This window comes from Streptomyces sp. NPDC001903, assembly GCF_042891345.1.
In the GTDB taxonomy this organism is placed as follows: domain Bacteria; phylum Actinomycetota; class Actinomycetes; order Streptomycetales; family Streptomycetaceae; genus Streptomyces.
Genome location: NZ_JBIASZ010000002.1, coordinates 165,212 through 185,948 on the forward strand (window position 1 = coordinate 165,212; position 20,737 = coordinate 185,948).

The 20,737-nt window shown below is 68.1% G+C and carries 16 protein-coding genes and 3 pseudogenes; 6 read left to right on the forward strand and 13 right to left on the reverse strand.

From position 1 onward, the window contains the following. The first annotated feature begins 171 nt into the window (after window positions 1-171). Window positions 172-1,363, forward strand: a pseudogene (locus ACFYZS_RS04310) (PP2C family protein-serine/threonine phosphatase). Window positions 1,364-1,431: 68 nt separating this feature from the next. On the opposite strand, the gene ACFYZS_RS04315 reads toward ACFYZS_RS04310, so the two are convergent. The 5 genes from ACFYZS_RS04315 to ACFYZS_RS04335 all read right to left on the reverse strand — a co-directional run bounded on the left by ACFYZS_RS04315 (window position 1,432) and on the right by ACFYZS_RS04335 (window position 6,572). Then, complete coding sequence (locus ACFYZS_RS04315) at window positions 1,432-1,935, reverse strand: MarR family winged helix-turn-helix transcriptional regulator (RefSeq protein ID WP_389007531.1); 504 nt, start codon at window positions 1,933-1,935, stop codon at window positions 1,432-1,434. Window positions 1,936-1,984: 49 nt separating this feature from the next. After that, window positions 1,985-2,398, reverse strand: a complete 414-nt coding sequence (locus tag ACFYZS_RS04320) for an STAS domain-containing protein (protein ID WP_389006646.1) — start codon at window positions 2,396-2,398, stop codon at window positions 1,985-1,987. Next, window positions 2,395-3,489 carry a B12-binding domain-containing protein gene (locus tag ACFYZS_RS04325; RefSeq protein WP_389006649.1) on the reverse strand — a complete coding sequence of 365 codons (1,095 nt, stop codon included), beginning with the start codon at window positions 3,487-3,489 and terminating at the stop codon, window positions 2,395-2,397. The genes ACFYZS_RS04320 and ACFYZS_RS04325 overlap by 4 nt, the downstream gene beginning before the upstream one ends. After that, window positions 3,486-5,063 (reverse strand): PP2C family protein-serine/threonine phosphatase, encoded by a 1,578-nt coding sequence (locus tag ACFYZS_RS04330; protein ID WP_389007533.1) that lies wholly within the window; start codon window positions 5,061-5,063, stop codon window positions 3,486-3,488. Before ACFYZS_RS04330 ends, ACFYZS_RS04325 begins: the two co-directional genes overlap by 4 nt. A 291-nt stretch (window positions 5,064-5,354) precedes the next feature. Then, a complete protein-coding gene (locus ACFYZS_RS04335; RefSeq protein WP_389006652.1) occupies window positions 5,355-6,572 on the reverse strand; it encodes a phosphatidylserine/phosphatidylglycerophosphate/cardiolipin synthase family protein in 1,218 nt (405 codons plus the stop codon). 309 nt (window positions 6,573-6,881) lie between these two features. Between ACFYZS_RS04335 and ACFYZS_RS04340 the strand changes: the two genes are divergently transcribed. Further along, complete coding sequence (locus ACFYZS_RS04340; protein ID WP_389006655.1) at window positions 6,882-7,607, forward strand: peptidylprolyl isomerase; 726 nt, start codon at window positions 6,882-6,884, stop codon at window positions 7,605-7,607. 703 nt (window positions 7,608-8,310) lie between these two features. Here ACFYZS_RS04340 and ACFYZS_RS04345 read toward each other — a convergent pair. After that, on the reverse strand, window positions 8,311-8,511 hold the full coding sequence (locus ACFYZS_RS04345; RefSeq protein ID WP_389006658.1) for a hypothetical protein: 201 nt from the start codon (window positions 8,509-8,511) through the stop codon (window positions 8,311-8,313). Window positions 8,512-8,637: 126 nt separating this feature from the next. On the opposite strand from ACFYZS_RS04345, the gene ACFYZS_RS04350 reads away from it, so the two are divergent. Further along, complete coding sequence (locus tag ACFYZS_RS04350; RefSeq protein WP_389006660.1) at window positions 8,638-11,475, forward strand: tetratricopeptide repeat protein; 2,838 nt, start codon at window positions 8,638-8,640, stop codon at window positions 11,473-11,475. Window positions 11,476-12,182: 707 nt separating this feature from the next. Here the strand turns inward: ACFYZS_RS04350 and ACFYZS_RS04355 are convergent. Next, a complete protein-coding gene (locus ACFYZS_RS04355; RefSeq protein ID WP_389006663.1) occupies window positions 12,183-12,746 on the reverse strand; it encodes a hypothetical protein in 564 nt (187 codons plus the stop codon). Window positions 12,747-13,222: 476 nt separating this feature from the next. On the opposite strand from ACFYZS_RS04355, the pseudogene ACFYZS_RS04360 reads away from it, so the two are divergent. Further along, window positions 13,223-13,381 (forward strand): annotated as a pseudogene (locus ACFYZS_RS04360) (ISL3 family transposase); the annotation flags it as partial. Window positions 13,382-13,746: 365 nt separating this feature from the next. On the opposite strand, the gene ACFYZS_RS04365 reads toward ACFYZS_RS04360, so the two are convergent. Both ACFYZS_RS04365 and ACFYZS_RS04370 read right to left on the reverse strand, forming a co-directional pair. Further along, entirely contained in the window at window positions 13,747-14,271 is a 525-nt protein-coding gene (locus ACFYZS_RS04365; protein ID WP_389006666.1) for a hypothetical protein, read from the reverse strand. Window positions 14,272-14,668: 397 nt separating this feature from the next. Continuing rightward, window positions 14,669-15,409 carry an XRE family transcriptional regulator gene (locus ACFYZS_RS04370; protein WP_389006669.1) on the reverse strand — a complete coding sequence of 247 codons (741 nt, stop codon included), beginning with the start codon at window positions 15,407-15,409 and terminating at the stop codon, window positions 14,669-14,671. 664 nt (window positions 15,410-16,073) lie between these two features. Here ACFYZS_RS04370 and ACFYZS_RS04375 point away from each other — a divergent pair. Continuing rightward, window positions 16,074-16,664 (forward strand): SMI1/KNR4 family protein, encoded by a 591-nt coding sequence (locus ACFYZS_RS04375; protein ID WP_389006672.1) that lies wholly within the window; start codon window positions 16,074-16,076, stop codon window positions 16,662-16,664. Between the two features lie 795 nt (window positions 16,665-17,459). Here ACFYZS_RS04375 and ACFYZS_RS04380 read toward each other — a convergent pair. From ACFYZS_RS04380 to ACFYZS_RS04395, 4 genes and pseudogenes are all read right to left on the reverse strand, one after another. Further along, on the reverse strand, window positions 17,460-17,753 hold the full coding sequence (locus tag ACFYZS_RS04380) for a hypothetical protein (protein WP_389006676.1): 294 nt from the start codon (window positions 17,751-17,753) through the stop codon (window positions 17,460-17,462). A gap of 14 nt (window positions 17,754-17,767) precedes the next feature. Next, window positions 17,768-18,070 carry a hypothetical protein gene (locus ACFYZS_RS04385; protein ID WP_389006679.1) on the reverse strand — a complete coding sequence of 101 codons (303 nt, stop codon included), beginning with the start codon at window positions 18,068-18,070 and terminating at the stop codon, window positions 17,768-17,770. A 275-nt stretch (window positions 18,071-18,345) separates the two neighbouring features. Next, window positions 18,346-18,861, reverse strand: a complete 516-nt coding sequence (locus ACFYZS_RS04390) for an NUDIX hydrolase (protein WP_389006682.1) — start codon at window positions 18,859-18,861, stop codon at window positions 18,346-18,348. After that, window positions 18,858-19,698, reverse strand: a pseudogene (locus ACFYZS_RS04395) (IS5 family transposase). The gene ACFYZS_RS04390 and the pseudogene ACFYZS_RS04395 overlap by 4 nt, the downstream one beginning before the upstream one ends. A 68-nt stretch (window positions 19,699-19,766) precedes the next feature. Between ACFYZS_RS04395 and ACFYZS_RS04400 the strand changes: the two are divergent. Next, the gene (locus tag ACFYZS_RS04400) at window positions 19,767-20,141 is read left to right on the forward strand and encodes a hypothetical protein (RefSeq protein ID WP_389006685.1); all 375 of its coding nucleotides are present in this window, start codon (window positions 19,767-19,769) and stop codon (window positions 20,139-20,141) included. The last annotated feature ends 596 nt before the right edge of the window (window positions 20,142-20,737 follow it).

Here is a 20,737-nt window from a genome sequence, read left to right on the forward strand (position 1 = left end):
GGGTCGCGGCACGCACGATACGATGCGAGGTGACCGCAGAAGATGCTTTCAATGTGAGAACAGTTTCGTGTGGCCGGCTCTGGAATTCCCTCAAGTGGCTCTGCAGCAACATGGCGGTGCTTCGTATTACAGGTGGCCTCCATGCCACCCCCTCCTGACCGCTTCCGACGAATGGCGCCCATCGTGACGCATTTCCAGACCATTGAGCGCGCTCTGCGTACAGGTGCTCCCCATGAGCTCCTCGGCACGCTTCGTGACGCGCTCATTCAGCACTTCGAGGCCACCGAAGTCGACCTGCTCGTGGCGGACTACAGTTCCACCGTCCTGCAGCCGGTGACCGATCTTCCACATACGGCCCGACCTTTGGCAGTGCGGACCAGTCCGGAGGGGCGCGCCTTCATCAGCCAGGAGCCCTACGGCAAGTACCTGTCTCAGGACGGGACGATTGAGCTGCATCTGCCGGTGACGGTGCGCGGCGACAGGATCGGGATCCTGACCGTGCGCCTTCCTGAGCACCGATGCACTACTCAGGCGGTTGAGGAAATGACGGGACTTGCCGAGCTCCTTGGACACGAAATCCTGGTGGCCGAGCGTGACACCGATCTCTACCTGCAGGCCCGCCGGGCGCCAGCGACTCACCCTGGCCGCGGAAATGCAGTGGCAACTGCTACCCGCCCGTTCCTGTGCGCGCCAGGAATACGCCATTGGGGGACAACTAGAGCCCGCATACGATATCCACGGAGACAATTTCGACTGGTCCACCACGGCCGATACCCTTACCCTCACCGTCACCAACGGAATGGGCGAAGGAATTCACGCGTCTCTGCTGACGAATCTGGCTGTCAATGCCCTCCGTAACGCCCGCAGGGCTGGAATTGGCATCGCGGATCAGGCTGCGCTCGCCGATCAGGCCATCTACGCCCAATACCAGGGCGCGCAATATGTGTCGACCTTGCTGCTGTTCTTCGACATCTCAACAGGCCGCGTGCAGGTGGTGGACGCCGGATCGCCTCAGCTCTGGCGTCAACGCGACAGAATTGTGGAACGCGTCGATTTCGAGGCACAGCATCCACTGGGCATGTTCGACGAGACCCTCTACGAGGCGCAGGAATTCCAAGCCCTGCCCGGAGACCGCCTGATCTTCGTCAGCGACGGGGTCTACGGGGCCGTCTCCGGAGCGGGGGAAGCCTACGAGGAGCGGGCTCTCGCGCGAGCCATCCAAGCCGTCAGTTTCCTGCCCGCCGCCGCAGTCCCGCGAGCGATTCTGGAGGAGCTGAGGGCGTACCGCGAAGCGGATCCCGACGACGACGCCTTGGTCGTCTGCCTCGACTGGTTCGGCCGCAGCCCTGCGCTTTCGCAGTGACCGCAGCGACACGAACCCCGCCTGCTAGACCGCCGAATTGCCTCGGTATGCACGGCTCACGGAACAGCTCACGCCACGGAGTGACCGCGGGGTCTCCCATCTTCTTCATCGGTGGCGTTGAGCTGGGCGGTGAGCCCTGCGAGCCCTTTGGCCAATGCACGGCGTTCGGTGGAGGGCATGTTGTTGATGGCCTGGTGCAGCATGCTGTCGCGCTGCTCTCGGATGCGTTGCAGATGCCGTTTCCCCGCAGTGGTCAGTCGCAGGGCGATCTCGCGGCCGCTGTCGGGGGATGCCATGCGTTCGAGGAAGCCGATGGCTTGAAGGCGGTCGCACATGCGGGTGACGGTCGGCGGTGCGGAGGCGAGCTGCTGGCACACCGCCCGCATCCGGATACCGTCCTGCCGGTCGACGACGTACATCAGGCGCAGTTGGGATGCCGAGCCGGGCACGGTGGCATCGGCCGTGGAATTCCTGGCGTACTCCCACATCACGTCGAGGAGTTCGGTGATGGAGCTGGCCGACTGAGTCGCCTCGTGAACTATCCCGCTGGGTGCGGCGTCTGGTGCGTTCATCACTGCCCGTCAGTGTGTGCTTCTGCCCGGTGAACGGCCGGGCAGTGGCTCAGGTGCCGGCGTCCGGCCGAGTGGGACGGAACACCGTCGCCTCCTCCTCGTGCGTCGAGTCCTCTGCGGCGCCGCTGGCGGGAGGTGCCGTGAGGTGGTCGAAGGTTCCGGTGAGGCGCAGGATCCGGTCCAGGTTCGCGGGCCGGTCCTCCAAATGCAAACGTACCCCGGCTTCGGTGGTACGACGGCCGATCATCAGCAGAGCGGACAGGCCTATGGAATCGATCGTGCCGAGTCCTCCGAAGTGCAAGTGCAGGTGACCCAGTCCGGGCCGGGCCGCGAGCTGCGCCGTGGCCGCGTTCACCAGGTGGTCGGCCGTGTCGTGGTCGAGATCGCCGTCGAGCTCTATGCGGACCCGGTCCCCGGTGTCGACCCTGGTCAGGCGCAGGTATTCAGGGGGCGGTGTGGTCATGCGGGGTTCCCTGCCTCGGAGGTGTGGCGGGCGGCGACTGTTCGCGTCGCGGCATGGAGGATGCGGGTGGCCCGCGGGAAGTCCTTGAGCTCCAGGGCAAGGAGGTGCAGGGCGGGCCTCAGACTCTGCGCGGGCACGCCGCGCGCGGTGAGGACCTGCGCGGTCCAGGTGATGAACCCGGTGAAGAGGTCTTCGTCATCGAGATAGAGGGCGGTGGCAAGGAACTCGATGATGGACGCGAGATCTTCCGCTGTCCGCTCTCGCTGCAGATCGCTGTACGCGTTCATGAACGGGAGCGCATCTTCCAGAGCGGTGAAAACGGTGCGCACCAGGGAGTCGCTGTTGCGGGTGACCAGGGTGTATTCCTGATCCGCCAGGTGGGGCAGGTCGTCGATCGGCTGGTGGTCGGGCTGCGGGCGGGACAGGGGGCTGTGGGCAAGCTGATCGGCCGCGGCACGGGCGTCGGGGGCCCAGGCGTCGGCCCCGAGTAGTTTCGCGTACCGGCCCGCGGGTCCGAAGGCGGCACCGCCCACGAGGACGGGGACGCCGATGGCCTGGCATGCGGAGATGGCCGCATGTGTGGTGGGCAGCCTCGTGGCGATCGAGCTGGAGAGGGCTACCGCGTCGGCGCCGGTCGTATGGAGGTGCGCGATGAGGTGCGAGGTGGGGAGCTGGGCGCCGAGGTAGTCGATCCGCCAGCCGCGCAGCTTCAGGACCTCGGCCAACAGACGGGCAGGCAGCGCATGCCATTCACCATCGACGCAGGCCACCGTGATGCGGCCCCGAGAGATTGCGGTGCGGGCGGCGGGGTGGACTCCGAGGGAGGTGATGACCCTTTCATTGATGGCGGTGGCGGCGTGCTCCTGGGCCACGCTGATCCGGTTCTCCGCCCATTCCTGACCGACCTTGCCCTGTACCACTGCGATCACGTCGAGCAGGATGCTCTCCGGATCCGCCCCTTCGTCGAGGGCGCGGAGTACCAGCTCGATGGCGGAGTGCTCGTCTCCGCCAAGGGCGGCGTTCAACAGCCGGTTCGCCAGCCGATCCGGGTGGCGACTGCCCGGGAGGGAGGGAAGGGTGCTCGTGCTCATCCGGTGAACCTGCCCCGAGTGTGCCCGTTCACCGCGCTCAGATGGTGGGTGCGGGGCGCTGCGATCACGACAACGGCCATGTCGTCGTGACGCCGGTTGCCCAGCCACTGGGCGGCCAGCATCTGCACGTGCTCGACGATGCCTTCGGCGGTCATCCCCGCACATGCGGAGAGGGCCCGCTTCAGGCGCTCGTCGCCGAACAGGGCGTCGCCCATCGGCCCGCCCTTGGCTTCGGTGATTCCGTCGGTGTACAGGACGCAGCACTCCCCCGGCGCGAGGGTGACGGCAGTGGTGCGGGCGGATACCTCTCTGATGGCTCCGACCAGGGTGCCGCGAGTGTCGGCTTCTTCGACGGTGCCGTCCCCCCGGATGATCAGCGGGGTCGGGTGGCCTGCGCTGGTCAGCTTGAGGTGCACCTCGTTGCCCCGGAGAACGGCGGAGGCCAGAACCAGGGTCGCGAACCGTGCGTGATGGGAGTTGAGGAGGGCGGTGTTCAGCAGCGAGAGCATCCGCTGGTGGTCATCCGCCAAAGGCAGCAGGGCGTGCAAGGTACTGCGGATCTTGCCCGTGAGGACGGCGGCCGCGAGGCCCTTGCCGCACACGTCCCCGAGAGCGACCAAGGAGGCTCCGCCCTCGGTGGCAGGGTGAACGTCGTAGAAATCCCCGCCGATGCGCTCATGGTCGGCCGACGGCCGGTAGCGGCCGGCGAAATCCACTCCGGAGACCTGTTCCAGGGTCGGGGGCAGCAGCTCCCGCATCAGCACGTCGGTGATGGCGGTCTGCTCCGCGTAGAGGCGGGCCGCCGACATCGCCGCTCCTGCACGAGCGGCGAACAACCGGGCGAAGACCTCCTCCTCCTCGCTGAAGGAGTCGGTCTTCGCCTTGCGAAGCAGCACCAGCGCCCCGGCCGGGACACCGTGCCCGGGCAACGGGGTGATCACTATCGCTCCGACCGGCCCGAAGCCCTCGGGCACCAGCCACTGCGGCGCCGTCGACGGATCGATCCACCGGGAGGGCACCGGCGGAAACCCACGCAGCGCCTCGCCCAGACCCGGCACGTCGTCCGGGTCCACCGTCTCGTGCGAAAGTTCGGGCACGCCGCCCCGCAGGCAGGTCACCACCGGAAGCCTGCGCCCACGGCTCGGGGCGATCGCGAGCGCCGCATCCGCAAGACTCTCAGCGGCCATCTGCGCGGTCACGTCCATACAGCGCCCCAGATTGAGGGTGGAGAGCAGGGCGCTGGACGCCTTGGCGAGGAAAGCGGTCCGCTCCCGCTCCGTGTGCAGGGCGTCCCGAACGAGCTGGTGATCGGTGTCATCGACCAGCCACCAGGCCACCGTGCCGTCATCCCTCACACGCGGGTGGGCCTCGAAACGGCGCCCGCCGATCACCCCGGACAGCGCTGGATGCGCGTCCCGCGCACCGTACGAGCCGGGGAGATCCACGGTGCGGTGCGCTGCGGCGAGCCAGGCCGGAGCCACATCGACCAGAGGTGTCCCGGGCGCCGCGCGTGGCAGGAGCACGGCGGCCGCGTCATTGCGTTGCACGAGGGCGCCGTCGACGTCGACGACCAGGACAGGGTAGGGGGCCGTGCCCCACGGGAAGTCAGCATCCGGCTCCGCGATGGGGCGTGCTCGGGTGTGATCCAAATAAGCAGGATCCGCTGTGCGGATCCCTCACCTCATCAACTCGACGGAAACGTTGCTCGAAGGCAACAATCTCTCACGTCGTCGGCCTCTGGCAAGCGGCGGCCTCCTCGTCACTCGCTCAGCCGCGAGGATTCGAGCCGCCATCGACTGTCGCCACATGAATGCGAACGTCCGGCGGCCGGTCGAAGCCCGGTCGGCGCCAGACGTTCTCGGCACTCACAAGAAGCGGCGGATCGGCAGGACAGCCGCTTCCCGGACCCTGTGTACGAGGTCGCGACGCTTCCAGCGGCCGGGTTCGATCAGCACGCTCCTCTCTCGGTCTTCATCGAAGTGACCATCGAGAGTGGCGGTGAAGTCGCGGTCGAGAACGGCGAGCATCACCTCCTCGTCGTGGTCGAGCGAGCGCCGATTGAAATTGGTGGAGCCGACCAATGAGGCCACCCGGTCGATCGTGAGGGTTTTGGCATGCATCATCGTTGGCTGATACTGGTAGATCTTGACACCGCAGGCCGTCAGATCCTCGTAGTAGCGCTGCCCCGCCAACTGGCAGACACGCTTGTCGGTGTGCGGTCCGGGCAGCAGGATCTCCACCTCCACCCCGCGTCGGGCGGTCTCGCAGAGCAGCCCGGTGAAGTAGGCGTCTGGGGCGAAATAGGCGGTAGTGAGGCGGACGCGCTCCTCGGCCGACTCCAGGACGACACGGATCAGGGTCTGCATGTCCTGCCAGCCGAAGGAGGCGGAGCCACGGACGACCTGGACGACGGAATCGCCGTGGTGCTCGCTGCCGATGAACCGGTCTCGACCGTCGAAGAGTTCGTCATGGCACTCGGCCCAGTTCTGGGCGAAGGCGGCCGCCAGGCCGTCGACGGCGGGTCCGGTGACCTGGACGTGGGTATCTCGCCATTCCTTCTCGTTGCGGGCGTTACCGCACCACTCCTGCGCAATACCGACGCCTCCGGTGAACGCGGTGCGCTCGTCGACGACGAGGACCTTGCGGTGGCAGCGGTGGTTCTGCTTGAACGGTGAGAGGTAGAGCGGCTTGCGGAACCAAGCCACCTCCACCCCGGCTTCGTCCATCAGGTCCAACTCGTCCTGCTCGATGAGCCGGCTGCCGAAGCCGTCGAGCATGACCCTCACCCGCACTCCGACACGGGCGCGCTCGGCGAGCGCCTCGGCGAACCTGTGTGCGATCTCACCGCGCCAGTAAACGAACGTCATCATGTCCACGGTGTGCTCCGCCCCCCGGATCGCACCGAGCATCGCATCGAAGATCTCATCGCCGTTGCGCAGCGGAACGAGAGTGTTCCCCTCGGTCGCCGCGATGCCGATGAGCCGTTCCAGTCTGCGTCTGAGCCGCAGTGAACGCTCCTCGCACAGATCCACGGCCAGGCGATCCTGACCGTCCAGCGGTATACGTTCGATTGTCTGGGTCATGTTCCACCTGAGGTGTGTGGCGTGGACGGCGAGCCCACTGCTGGTGATTCGGTACGGCGATCGAGCGGCGAAACGGCTTGTCTCACGAGGAATTCGCTCATGCGCAGCTGCCGCCTACCCCCTGAATGCCCGGAGATTCCCCCCGGGGGCTCCCCCTCCTGTCGGTGGGGCATCCATCCGACGTGAGTACGGGCACACCACGGACAGCGGTACCCGCCGGCCTCTTGTCGCCAACCATTCCCGCCGACCGCACCACGCCCTAGACTGCGACCGCTCCAGGACTTGACGATCATCAGAAGGGCGTGCGAGATGAAACGGGCACTGATCAGCACATTCGCGGCCGTGGCGTTAGTCGTGTCCGGAGGGAGTGTCGCCACCGCTTCCGACGGCGCTCCGCCGCGCACCACGCACGGCCCTTGCCAGTACACACAGACCCCGGACGAGCCGCCCGCGCGCTCTGTTCCGCTGCCGCCCGACCCGCGGCGCACCCCCAGTCGTGGCACGGTTGACATGGCTGTTCCGACCAGCCAGGGCCCGATCCCGCTGCACTTGGACCGGGCCAAGGCGCCGTGTACGGTCCAGAGTTTCCTGCACCTGGCACGGCATGGGTTCTACGACCGCACGGTGTGCCACCGTCTGACGGCTTACCCGACGCTCAAGGTCCTGCAGTGCGGCGACCCGACCGCTACCGGTGAGGGCGGGCCCGGGTACAAGTACAAGGACGAGCTGCCGGTGGACCTGCCGCCCGCACCGACCGATCCGACCGGCGCGCGCCGCCTCTACGGGCGCGGCCTGCTGGCAATGGCCAATGCCGGTCCGGACACGAACGGTTCACAGTTCTTCGTCGTCTACGGCGACTCCGCGCTGCGCCCGAACTACACGGTGTTCGGCACGGTCGGCCCCGACGGCCTGGCAACACTCGACAAAGTCGCCGCCGGAGGCATCGAGCCGACCGCGGAGAACCCGGCACCTGTCGACGGCACACCCGTACTGCGGACCGAGCTGCTCCGCGTCCGGCCGTCCTGCTGGCATTGACGCATCGCGGCGGAGCCGCGGCCGCGCAGCCTGCCGGGACCTCGTCCCGGCCGCCGCGGTGGCCTCTGCCGGGGGTGCCCGCGCCCCGTCCGACCACCGTCCTCCCTGCTCCGCAACTGGAGCAGGGGCTGGTGAGTCATTCCTACTGCGACACACCCTTGGAGACCTCTTCGCCGAACTCCTGACCGGGGTCCATCGCTGTCGGATCCACCTCGGGATCGGTAGCCAGTCCGTGCAAGACGCGCGGCGAGGTGCAATCCTGCCGGCGGCTGCGTCCTCGCATACCTCAGGGTGGCTCGGCGCGAGGCCGAGCCACCCTGGGACGGAGGAGCGGGCGCGTTGGCAGGCCGTGACCTCCGAGGAGGGGAACTTCACCTACCGGGTGGCCTGGGCCGGGCGGTCACGCCACCAGCCCCATACCCTGACGCGGTTCAGCCCTTGGCGACGCCGAGTGCAGCTTCCGCATTCGGGATGCGGACTCGCCGGGTGCTCGATGCCGCGACGTCGCCAGCCCGACGGCTCACCACGGCCCGAAGCCGCACGCTTCAACGTCGCCGCCGTCACACCCGTCCCGCACCGCCGGCTCGTCACAGGTGAGCCGTGCCGCGGCACGCAGCTTCCGCAGCACCTCGGCCAGCCCGCACACCTGTCCGGACCAAGGCCATTCGTGCCCGCCCAGCAGTTCGGATCCGGACCGCTGCCGTCAGGTCAGGACCGCGGCCAGGGCGCCGGTGACGGCGGCGGCCAGGGTCAGGAAGGCCGCGAACGCGGCGGCGGCGCGCAGGCACGCGGCCGGGTAGGTGGCGCCGTCGAGGCGGGCGAGTTTCCCGGCCACCGCGGCGACGGCGAGGGCGCCGATCAAGATCAGGCAGGCCGTGAACAGCACCACCGTCAGAACAGACATGTCGAACTCCTCGAAAGGACGGATCGGTTGGTGGACCGACCCTCTCGAATCGGGTGTGCGACAGGGTTCGGCCAGGCGAAGATGAACACTGCTGAACAATGGCGGGCACATTGGCCGGGGGAATTCATGAGCGTCGCGGACGAGATGCCGGAGCCAGTCGAGGGGTCTTGCGAGGCCCTGTCCCAGTTGCAGGCGCAGTTGGGGAACGCGTTGGCCTCGACGGGGCAGACGGTGACCTCACTGGCGAGGAAGGCCGGGCTGGGGCGTACGAGCGTGAGCAACGCCCTGCACAAGCCGTACGTTCCGAGCGCGCGGACCGTGGCCGCCTTGGCGCAGGCGTTGCGGCTCGATCAGGAAGGCCTGCTGAGGCTGCGGCGGCAGGCGGAAGCGGCCCAGGAGCACAGGCCGGGCGATCCGGGCGGGCCGGGGCCGGGCGTTCCGGCCTCGTTGGGCAGGCCTTCGGCGGGTGTTGGGAGCCGGGTGGCGGGGCAGCAGGGTCTGCTGGTGGGGGCGCCGCCGCTGGAAGCATCGGCGTTCCAGCCCCGCGAGGGGCTCCGGGAACGCATCGATGCTGCCCGTGCGGGGGGCGCGGTGGTGCTGACGCAGGCCAGGCGGGCGTCGGCGGGGGTGCTGTCGGGTATGGGCGGGGTCGGTAAGTCCCAGCTCGCCGCGCAGTACGCCCACCAAGCCGTGGCCGAGGCGACCGGGTTGGTGGTGTGGGTCCCGGCCGGCGAGCACGCGCAGCTCATCGCCCTCTACGCGCAGGCCGCCCTGCGGGTCGGGGCAGTCGGCGCGAGCGGGCAGGACCCCGAGCAGGACGCGCGCGTCTTCCTGGAGTGGCTGGCCACCACCGACCGGTCCTGGCTCGTGGTCCTCGACGACGTCAGCGACCCGGGTGTCGTCGGCCCGTGGTGGCCGCCGGCCCGGCCCGGCATCGGCTGGACTCTGGCCACGACCCGCCTGCACGACCCGCGCCTGACCGGCGGCGGCCGCGCCCGCATCGAAATCGACGTCTACACTCCCCAGGAAGCCGTTGACTACCTCCAAGAACGGGTCACCGGTGACGGTGGAGGACATCTCCTGGACGGGCGGGAAGGCGAGGTCGCCCGTGTGCTCGGCCACCTCCCACTCGCACTGGGCCACGCGGCCGCGTACCTCCTCGCCGAGGAACTCACCTGCTCCCAGTACCTGACCCGCCTGGCCGACCAGGCGCTGCGGCTGGAGGACGTCCTACCGGAGTGGGCGGATACGGAGGGCTACCAGCGGCAGGTCGCCGCTGCCCTGCTGCTCTCCTTGGACGCGGCCGAACAGGCCGGCCCGGAAGGCGTGGTTCTTCCGCTCGTACGGCTGCTCGCGCTCCTCGATCCCAACGGCCACCCGGAATCCCTCTGGACCACCCCACCCGTCGCCTCGTTCCTCACCGCGGCGCGGGGCCAAGAGGGCAAGCCGGCGACCACAACGGAGGAGGTGGTGCGCGCGTTGCGGGTTTTGCGCCGGTACGCGTTGATCACTACCGACCCTCACACCCCGCACCGGCAGATCCGGATGCACGCCCTCACCGGCCGCGCTGCCCGCGAGACCACCCCCACCAGCCAGCATCCCGACCTCGCCACCACTGCCGCCGACGCCTTGGTCGCGATCTGGCCGCCCACCGATCTACCCCGGGAGCTCGCACAAACGCTGCGAGCCAACACCACCACGCTGCTCCAACACGCCGAGAAGCAACTCTGGCAGGGCGGCATGCACTGGGTGATCCTCGCCAATGGGCGCAGCCTCAGAGCCGGCGGCCTGCATCAGGACGCCCACAAGTACTGGACCTCGGTAACGGAAACGGCCACGCACGTACTCGGGCCCGACCACCCCGACACCCTCAGCGCCCGTGCCAACCTCGCCGCCACCTACAGCGACCTCGGACGCCACCACGACGCACTCACCCTCCAAGAAGCCGTCCACGCCGACTGCGAACGCCTCCTCGGGCCCGACCACTCCGACACCCTTGGCGCCCGCGCCAACCTCGCCGTCACTTACCACCGGCTCGGGCGCCACAACCACGCGCTCGCCCTCCAGGAAGCCGTCCACGCCGACTCCGTACGCCTCCTCGGGACCAACCACCCCAACACCTTCTACGCCCGTGCCAACCTCGCCGACACATACCGCAACCTCGGGCGCCACCACGAAGCACTCACCCTCGAAGAAGCCGTCTGTGACGATTCCGAGCGCTTTCTCGGGCCGGACCACCCCGACACCTTCAACGCCCGCGGCAACCTCGCCGCCACCTACTACCGGCTCGGGCGCCACCACGAAGCACTCGCTCTTCTGGAAGCCGTCCTCGCAGACCGCGAACGGCTCCTCGGGCCGGACCACCCCAGCACCCTCCTCGCCCGAGCGAACCTCGCCGCCACCTACAGCAACCTCGGGCGCCACCACGAAGCACTCACCCTCCAAGAGGCCGTCCACGCCGACTGCGAACGCCTCCTCGGGCCCGACCACCCCAACACCATCACCGCCCGTGCCAACCTCGCCGTCACCTACAGCGGCCTCGGGCGCCACCACGACGCACTCACGCTCTTGGAAGCCGTCCACGCCGACTCCGAACGCCTCCTCGGAACCGACCACCCCGACACCCTTGGCGCCCGCGCCAACCTCGCCGCCACCTACCACCAGCTCGGGCGCCACCACGACGCACTCACGCTCTTGGAAGCCGTCCACGCCGACTCCGAACGCCTCCTCGGAACCGACCACCCCGACACCCTCCACGCCCGTGCCAACCTCGCCGTCGCCTACAGCAACCTCGGGCGCCACCACGACGCACTCACCCTCCAAGAAACCATCCACGCCGACTGCGAACGCCTCCTCGGAGCCGACCACCCCAACACCATCAGTGCCCGCACCAACCTCGCCGCCATGTACAGCGGCCTCGGGCGCCACCACGAAGCTGCTCGCCTCCGGAACGAAGAACCGTAGTGCCGGCGAGGCGGGACGCAATCGTGCGCACTTGCACCCTCGCCGCACCGCGGGGCGCGACCATCCTCGACATCCACCCGGCTCCTGACGAGGGCACCCGTCTTAAGGCCGTCACGGCCGGGTGACCCGGCACGGCGAGGACGTCGGCCGGATGGCTGGCCACACAACGACGGGGCTGGGCCCGGCTGAACCGTGGTCGCTCGCGGCCGCGCGATACTTCGCGGTGTGCGGGACCGGGCGGGCAGATCGACGGACGACGGTCGGCGAGTTCCTGCGGAGCGCTTCCTCTCCCTCGGTGTGCTGCCGTCGGCCCCGTCGGGCGCGGCGTATGCGCGGGTGGACGTCGAGGACGGCACCGCCGACACCGAGCAGGCGGTCGCCGAGAACGTCCCCGGTGACAGGGTCCACGCGGGGGTGGGGTCCGCGTGTCCGGTGAGGACCGGGCGGGAAGCCGGTGACCGGTGGTCTACCTGCTGGAGATGGCCGCCCGGGCCGGACGGCTGGGAAGTCCGTGCCCTGGACGCCGGCAGCGCCTCTACGACTCCGGTCGCCTCCGCCCGCGGGGGATGCTCAGCTTCTCCGATGCCCGCATCCCCGACTCCGCCGGAGGAGTCCGCGCGGATTCGCCGGGGGCACCCGTCGAGACCGTCTCGGCGGGTGCCCGTCACTTGCCCTGGTCGGCCGACGTTGGGCGGGGGCGGGTGCCGCTACTCGGCGGCCTTCGCACAGGTCACCTTCGCGAACTTCGAGGTGACGGTGTACGTGTCATTGGGGACGCCGGTGAACTCGAAGAACCCGTCCTGGATGGTTTGGGTGGTGTTCACGGCGGCGCCGGAGGAGTTCTTCAACGTGACCGTCTCCGCCACCGGGAATCCCCTGCCGGACACGCCGTAGGTCGTTCCAGGGCCCTTGGTCACGGTGCACTTGATCGCGGCCTCCTCGTCCGACACCCACTTCGGGCAGATCGCCCTGGTCCGACCTCCCGTGGCGCTGTAGGTATCGTTCGGCAGCCCCGTGACCTCGAAGAAGCCTCCTGTGATGGCTACGGTCCTGCGCACAGTGGTGCCCTGTGAATTCCTTACGGTGATGCGATCGCCGGATCTGAACCCATCGCCCGACACGCCGAACGTGTTGTTGGGGCCTTCCGAGAGGAAGCAGGTGGCGCCGGGTGCGGCCCGTTCCGCTGCGTCGGCCGTCATCACGGTGACACCGGTCCACCCGCTGAACGCCACAGCGGCCACGACCGCAGTGGAGAGGGTCTTCCTTCGCATGAGATGTCCTTCCTCGACTGAAGGCAGTCGCTTCGCTTGAGCAGGGCCCCGCCCGCGCGCGTCTCCCGTGCCTCGCGTAGGAGTGACGGGGTGAACATGTCTTCTCAGGGAGCTCGCCTCTGATCGGCTGGCCTCAGAGCCAACGGGTAATGCTCGGGGCCCCGGTCTTTGCCTGGGGCGGTTGAGGTGTCGGCGTCTTCGACCTCGGCGGCGAGGGAGCGCAGTTGCTGACGACACGTGGAGGTCTGTGATCACCCGCACCCCCAGGGGCGGCCTCCATCCGCTCCCCACTATTCCACTGGGAGGGGCGGGCCGCATGTGGGCGTGGTCGGCGGCGCCGGGAGCGCACCAGGGCCCTGCCGCCCGCCCCTCGACCGGGTCTGCCAGCCGAACGGCTCGATGGCGTAATCGGTGGTGACGAAGGGTGACGGTAGCCGTTGACGCTGCATGGATGATGTCAACGGCCTTGTGGCGTGGTGATTTCGGGACCTGCGTCGCTGGTCGTCGAGGATGTGGCGGACGACGGCGAGTTCATCGGGGTGCGGGCTCGGACGCGGGGCAAGCCGATGCCGTGCCCGGTGTGCGGGCAGCCGACGGGGCCGGTGCACAGCATCCACCGACGCACGATCGCGGACCAGCGGTATGAGCGCTCTGGTCGCCTGGCTGGATACCCCCGCGGCTGAGACCTCCCGTTACCACCTGGCGACCATGGGGGTGCATCGGTACCGCTGGCCTGTCCATAGGAGCGCAGGCCGACGATTGAGGGCCAGGCTGCCGTCCGGACCCGGCCGTCGCGCGGCGCCCGCAGACCGCCTACGGGCTGCGTACAGAACTTCGCGGCTGCGTCCTCGGCGCCCCTGTCGTAGCCCGCCTGCCACTCGGGGTCGGCCTGGCCAGTGGAATTGGGCGGGGTGGCCTGACAACTCACCCGGATCCTGACGAAGATGAAGTCATAACCCCTGACCCATATGGCGCTCTTGCCGGCCTTGGGGTTGTCGCTCTAGCCCTTGCAGAAGGTTTTGGCCGCCAGTTCGGCACCCTTGTCGTAGCCCTTCTGCCAGTTCGGGTCGACCTCCCCGGCGGTCTTGGGTTGGGTGGCCTGGCAGTTCGTCTTGATCTGCTGGAAGGCGAACTGGAAGCCCTTGTCGTACTCCGCCTTGGCGTCGTCCCCCTCGGTCTGAGCCCTGCCCCCCGTCTGCGTGCAGGGGTAGCTCTGGGTCTGCGACCCGTACGGGACGGCGGCGTACGAGCCCGCCGGGAGAGCCGGCACCTCGAACGTTCCCTCCGCCGTCGCCTCAACCGTGACCTCCTTCTTGCCGCTCGTCTCCTTGACCACGACTTTCCCGCCGAATCCGCTCCCCTTCACGTTGACGTGATCGGCAGCGCCAGGGAACGGTTCCACGGTGCAGGCAGGGATGGCCGGTGCCTGTGGGACGGCCGTGGCGATCGCGACAGCGTAGGGACAGAGGGCGACCGAGCAGGCGATCAGCGGGCTGAGGGCGACGAGACGGGTGCGCCGGGTCATGGCTTGTCTCCAGTGGGGTTCAGGTGCGGAAACCTTGGCTGTGAGCGCGGCGCCGGCGGCAGTGGGGTCCTGCACCGTGGGGCACATGGGGACCGCGGCCTTCGCGGCGGCGGCGCCTGCAGCTGCACCAACACGGGTGTGCCGGTTCGCGGCCCTCCTCTCATGATCCCGCTCCGGTCTGACGGTGTCGACCGGAGCCCGACCCGCCGGGCAGCGACAGCGCGCCCCTGCCGGCCAACGACGCGCTTCCTCGTGTCTGGCGAAGCAGAGGGACCGCAGGCTGCCGTCTCCGTCTCCTTGGAGGGGCCTCATCACTGGCGAGGCCCGCGGGCGGCCTGCGGGAAGGCGCGCCGGGGGGCGCCGCAGGACTCTCTCCCGGCCACGGGGTCAGCCTCTGTCAGGCTGTGTGCAAGCCCGTTGGCGCTCCCCGTTCCCAAAGCTCTTCTGCGTGGTCGGCGAAACGATCGAACATGCCCCCGTCCGACTGGCGGCGAAGGTGCAACATGGGCGAGTCGTGTCCGATCACCCGCGCCAGGTGTGGCGTCACGAGGGCATCGTGATCGAACTTGAAGACGGACAGGCTCACGTGGTTCACGGCGTCTGACGCGTCGCTGTAGCGCGTCTCCAGGCCCTGCAGAGGACCAAGGCGTTCCAGCGCTTCCAGAGTCATGCGGATGCGAGTGGAGACGGTCAGGGCGGCACCTTCGATGACTTCACGCTGGCGCGTCACTTCGCCGTCGGGATCCCCGAGCAGGAAGCGAACCCGGCAACCGGAGCCGGCTTTGCGACGAACGATGTCGGGGAAGGCGGGGATCATGGTCCAGAAGAAGTAGTTGGTGTAGCCGCTGAACATCAGGTCCGAGGTGGATCCGTTGACCAGCCGCGCCCACACCGTGGACGGGCAAGCCGACCGGTACGGGTAGCTGTGGACCAGCTCTCGGTCGTTGCCCACCTTGACTCGGGTCGTCACTGCTTCCGGCCAGATCATCGATTCGTCCACTCCCAGAACCCGGCAGGTGTCGTGCCTGTTTCGCGCGTGCGGGATCAGCGCTTCATTCGAGATCCAGCGTTCCACGGTCTTCGCGTTGACGCCCACTTTGGCGGCTAGTTGGCGTTCGGACACCCGCGCCAGCGCCATAGCGTCTCGTAACGCAGTGTTCAAGGCTTCTCCCGAGGACGTTTGGGCGTTCTTGCACACTACCGTCAGACGTCTTAACTGTCCCTGCACGTAGGGGAGATACGTCCCGGTCTCGGGTGCACGCTGTTGGTCCGACGAAAGGCATGTGGGTCGGGAACCGAGGCGGAGGGACTGGGATGGTCAATGGATTCGGTGATGATGGAACGTCGGATGGCGGTGTCCGAGGCCTTGTGACCTGGGCGCTGCCGGTGCTGGAGCCGACGCCGACCGAGGGATGCGAGGTGTGCCAGGCACTGGCCGGACAGCGGGCGGAGGCTCGTGGCCGCAGAGACGTGTTCACGGTTTCAGACTGCAACGTGGAGTTGCGCAACCACCCGCACGAGCGTTGACCATGACTGCCGGCTGGCACTACGACGAAGAGTTCTCTCGTGAACTCAGGCATGCAGTCGATGAACAGGCGCGACTGGCTGACGAGATCGCGTGGACGGAGTCCGCGGTGACAGCCGTCGGCTCCCTGGCCTGGTGGATGGAGTCGCTCGAGGACTCTCATCCCACGCCCTCCTAGACCGTTTCTTGCGCATCATCCGACCGAGGTATGGAGGCGGAGGCAACGTACGTTTCATCCCGTGGCGTGCACAGCTCGGTCAGTTCTAGGCTCGACGCCATGCACCGTCAGTCCGTATCCCCGCCGTTGACCGAGGAAGAGCTGGTCATGGCCGAGCACGAGCTCGGTGTGTCATTCCCAGCCGCTTACCGTGCGCACCTCAAGGAGGCGAAGCCCTCCAAGCCGGTGTACCGGCCCTGTCGAAAAGAGTGGGGCTGGGATTGGGGCGCGGACCGTCCGACTCTGACGGAGCTGCTGCCCCTGCCCTTTCCACACCCCGACTCGTACGTGAACGCGAACGCCGACCTGGACGCACGCGAACCCCGCCTGGAGGGCTTCGTCAACCGGGAGGCCCACGCGGATGCCTGGCAGGCCTGGGACAGGGAATGCGAGGCCTTCGAAGACCGGAAGACCGCCGGAGCCGTGATCCTGCAGGACCACGGCTGCGGCTTCTACACTCTGCTCGCGGTCACCGGTCCACTCGCAGGCACGGTGTGGTGGGATGGTCGCGCCACCTGCGACCGGATCATCCCGCTGTCCCTGGACCACATGGGCAGCGCCCGCCCAGCCACGTTCAGCGAGTGGCTCCGCCACGACTCCTGGGACTTGCTCCCGCCGGGCTGGGGCAGGTTCTCTCGCTCCAGCTCATAGGCTGGCTTGGGAGATGTTCCGCTGCATGTAGGCCTCGCGCTCGAAGGCCGGCCGACGGCCGCCCCTGCTGCCGAGTCGTCTGCGGTTGGCGCGCCGGTCGGCCGACTGCGGGACCACGGCCCCGATTCTGCGTCTGCGCAGGTGCTCACGGACCCCGCGGGACGAGTACGCCTTGTCGGCCCAGACGACGATCGGGCGGGTTCCTGGCCTGCCCTTTCGGCCTCGTCACCCGGACTGCGGCCATGACCCCGGGGAACGCCGGTGCGTCACCGGGCTGGTGGGTGTGGGGATGAATGCGAGCGGCCGGCAGCGGCCGTGGCCAGCGAGGCGGGTCTTCAGGTTCTGCCGCCTTTCAGCGCGCCGAAAGCCGGCCGCTTCTCCCCCACCGCGGCGAGGGTTTGGGCGAGGTAGCGGTGGAGGGGGAGCGTACGGCGGGTGTTCGGTCCGGGTATGGGCGTGCCGGAGGAGGCTGGCTGCGGTGGCGTGGTCCTTGCATGGGCGACCCGGTGGGCGCGGCATGCGCGGCTCGCGAGCATGGCGGCACCGACGCAGGAGACGTCTTTGGTGTGGGCGCCATGAAGGTCGGCTGACGCCGATCCGCGCGGGTGCGGGGTGGCGATAAGGCAGTACGGACTTGATGGCGGCGGCCAGGCCATGGGTTGACGAGCTGTGGTCAGAGCTTCCTAAGCATGTCCTCTTCGGCTTTGCCCCGGCCTCCTGTTTGGGAGGTGCGGCTCATCGGCGCCTGCTGCCGGCTGATCGAGGGCCAGGACGGGAAAGCGGCCGATGCCACGATCAGGCCTCGCGGCCTTTCACCTGATTGATCTTGGTCTGCACTATCTCGTGCAGTGCCGCCGGGTCCAGAGACACGAAGAGTTGCTCGGGCAGGTCGACGTCCAACACATGCGCCTCCTGGTCCGGTCCCGCGACGATCTGGGAGTAGACCGGAATCACGACTTCCGCTCCCTCTCCACCCTGCTGTATGGCGGGCCGGTAGGAGAACTGCGGCGCCAGGGGATCGCCCGGCTCGACCACCTGCTTGGTGCCGACGACCGTCCCGTCCGGGTCCGTAATGACAGTAAGTCTCACTCTGGGCATCGCACTCACCCGTTGGTCAAGGTCGCGATCCGAATGTTGTAGGTGACCGTAGCGTTGGATCTGTTCGTCACCGTCATGGTGTACTGCCAATTCCTCAGGTCCAGGTGCGGAACCCCGCCGATGGATCGGATGGATCCCACCCTGCCCTGGTCTGTGACATCGAGCCAGCCCAGGAATTTCGGCTCCGTCGCCAGTGTCCCGTAGCACACGCCAACGTCGTAGAAATCCCCGAAAAAATAGGTCTCGATGAGTGCTCTTCCTGATGCGATAGTTGAAGGTGGGCCGATGTCCACAATGTTTACCGGCATCTCACGCCCTCCCTAGGAGTCGCTGAGTTGATTGCCACACGACAGGTGACTAGACCTGTACTTTCATTGAACCTCAGGCGACCTCAAGATGCCCGTTCGAGCCACGATCTGATGGGCTCGCCGAACCCGTGCCCAGTCGCCGGAGCATCGGAGCCTGGCCCTATGCACGGGCTGTGGGTTCCGGCACAGATTTTGGGGAACGGTGCGCACGATGGGCCCCTGCCACGAAACAGGCGCGCCGTACCCGCCACCCTGGCAGCTGGCACGGCGGCGGATCAGATCCAGTGGTAATTGCTGTCGTCCATGGTCGGCAGCAGTGCCCGGGCAGCATCGAGCGGCGCCGTGGGAGTAACGAGTGCGGCGAGTGGGACCGGTGGGAACAGCGCCTTGTCGGCCGTGTCCTCGTAGTGGTGCCAGGTGAGGTGGCCGGCGCCAGCAGTGTCATCGTGCTCAACGGTGCGCAGACGAGCGCGGGTGGTGTTGTCGATGTGGACGCGGAAGACGAGGTGGAGTTTGCGGGGTGGGGTGCTGCCGGGGCGAGTGACCATGGCGTCCTGGATCCAGGTCAACTGTGGAACGCTGCTCGCCTCTGCGAGGTCCAGGCCCAATTCTTCGTCGAGTTCACGTGCGAGGGCTTGCTGGATGGGTTCGCCAGGTTCGACGTTGCCACCTGGCAGGGTGTACTGGTCCTGGCCGTTCTTCGTGCGGCGGATGAGGGCGATCTCGTCGCCGTTGAACAGGGCTGCGGCTACGCGAATCTTGATATGGGTGAACGGCTCGGCGGAGGTCACTGACTGGTTTCTCCTTCGATGGGCGAGGTGCGGTGGCGCCCCTTGGAGAGGCGGCGCAGGCAGATGATGCAGCACGCGAGTTGCACAAGCTCCTGATGCAGGTCAGCGCGGTGTTCGTAGCGGATCCGCAGGCGCTTGAACTGGTGCAGCCAGGCGAACGAACGCTCGACCACCCAGCGCACCCTGCCGAGACCAGACCCGTGGGCGACGCCCCGGCGGGCGATCATCGGCTTGATGCCGCGCTTCCACAGCAGACGGCGGTACTTGTCGAAGTCATAGCCCCGGTCGGCGTACAGGCGCCGCGGCTTGGTTCGAGGACGTCCCCGGCGCCCTCGAACCGGTGGGACCGCATCCAGCAGCGGCACGAGCTGGTGACGTCGTGTCGGTTTCCGCCGGTGAGCGTGACCGCGAGCTGGGTTCCATGACGATCGACGACCAGGTGATGCTTGGAGCCGGGGCGGGCGCGGTCGACCGGCGACGGGCCGACGTGATTCCCTCCTTTGAGGGCCCCCGGACGTGCGAACCGTCCACGGCGCAGTCGTCCAAGTCCAGCAGGACCGCGCGACGCAGCTCGGTCAGCAGGGCGGCGTGCAGACGGGGCCAGACTCCGGCTTCGGTCCAGTCCCGCAGCCGACGCCAGGCCGTCACCCCGGAGCAGCCCACGACCTCGCGTGGCACGTCGCGCCAGGCCACGCCCTTACGCAGGACGTGGACGATGCCGGCCAGGGCGACCCTGTCCGGGGCCGGGAGCCGTCCGGGATGGCGGTGCCAGCGCGTTGGCCGCACCGGCAACAGCGGGGCTATCCGATCCCACAGCTCGTCGGGTACAAGGTTCATGGCCACAACGCTGAAGCTTGCCAAAGAACCTGGTTGAGCACACCGGGCTGGGTCGACATACTCCCCGGATGACCAACACCGGAGCCGAAACCGCTGAGCAAGGCTGGGACGTTCCCTGGTACCGCGTTCGCACAGACCGGTTCATGGCGTCGTTCCTGCCCCGTGCGGTCGAGGATCTGGGCACCGTCCGCAACGTCGACGTCGAGGTGCGGCTGACAGCGGATGACGCACGCTGGAGTGCGACCGTGTTTACCCTTGCTGAGGTCGATCGCCTGATGAAGCATTGGTCTCGAACGGGCGAAGAGCTGGGCGGGCTCTACCCCTGGTGTTCCGGCGGCCTGATCGTTCGGGACGCCGACATCGGCAACATGACTCAAGTGCTCGTCGGCCTGCTCGACTCCGGTGCTCTCACGCAGGTCCTCCAGCGACTCGACGAAGAATGACCGCACCGACCCCATTCTGAAACGATCAGTAACGCTTGTCGCAAGACTCCTTGATCATGAGGCCAGGCTCGACCTCGAGTAGAGCCCCGAACAGATCGCGGCCCACCTGCGTGCCCTGTGCCACGAGACCATCTACCGCGACCTCTGCGAGGGCGCGAAAGGCGTCGTGAGCAGGGCACTCACCAAGGAGCTCCGCACCGGCCGGCCTCTGCGCAAGCAGCGCCGCAAGGCTGACCAACGCGCCCGCGGTTCGCGGTGCCGGGACACTCATCGACGAGCGGCGCACTGTCGTCGAGCTCCGCGAGCGCGCCGGCGATTGGGAAGGCGATCTGATCACGGGACACAGGAACCGCACTGCCGTCGCCACGCTCATCGACCGCCGCGCCCGCTACGTCCGCCTCGTCTCCCTGCCTGACGGCCACGGTGTGCTCGTCGCCCCACCGAGGCAGCTCCTGGCAGCGCGACACCAACGAGAACACGAACGGCCTGCTGCGGCAGTACCTACCGAAGGGCAGCGACCTGTCCGTTCACACACCCGCCGACCTCCAAGCGACCGCCTCGTCCACCACGCCGAGGGCCGCACCCTCACCGGCTAC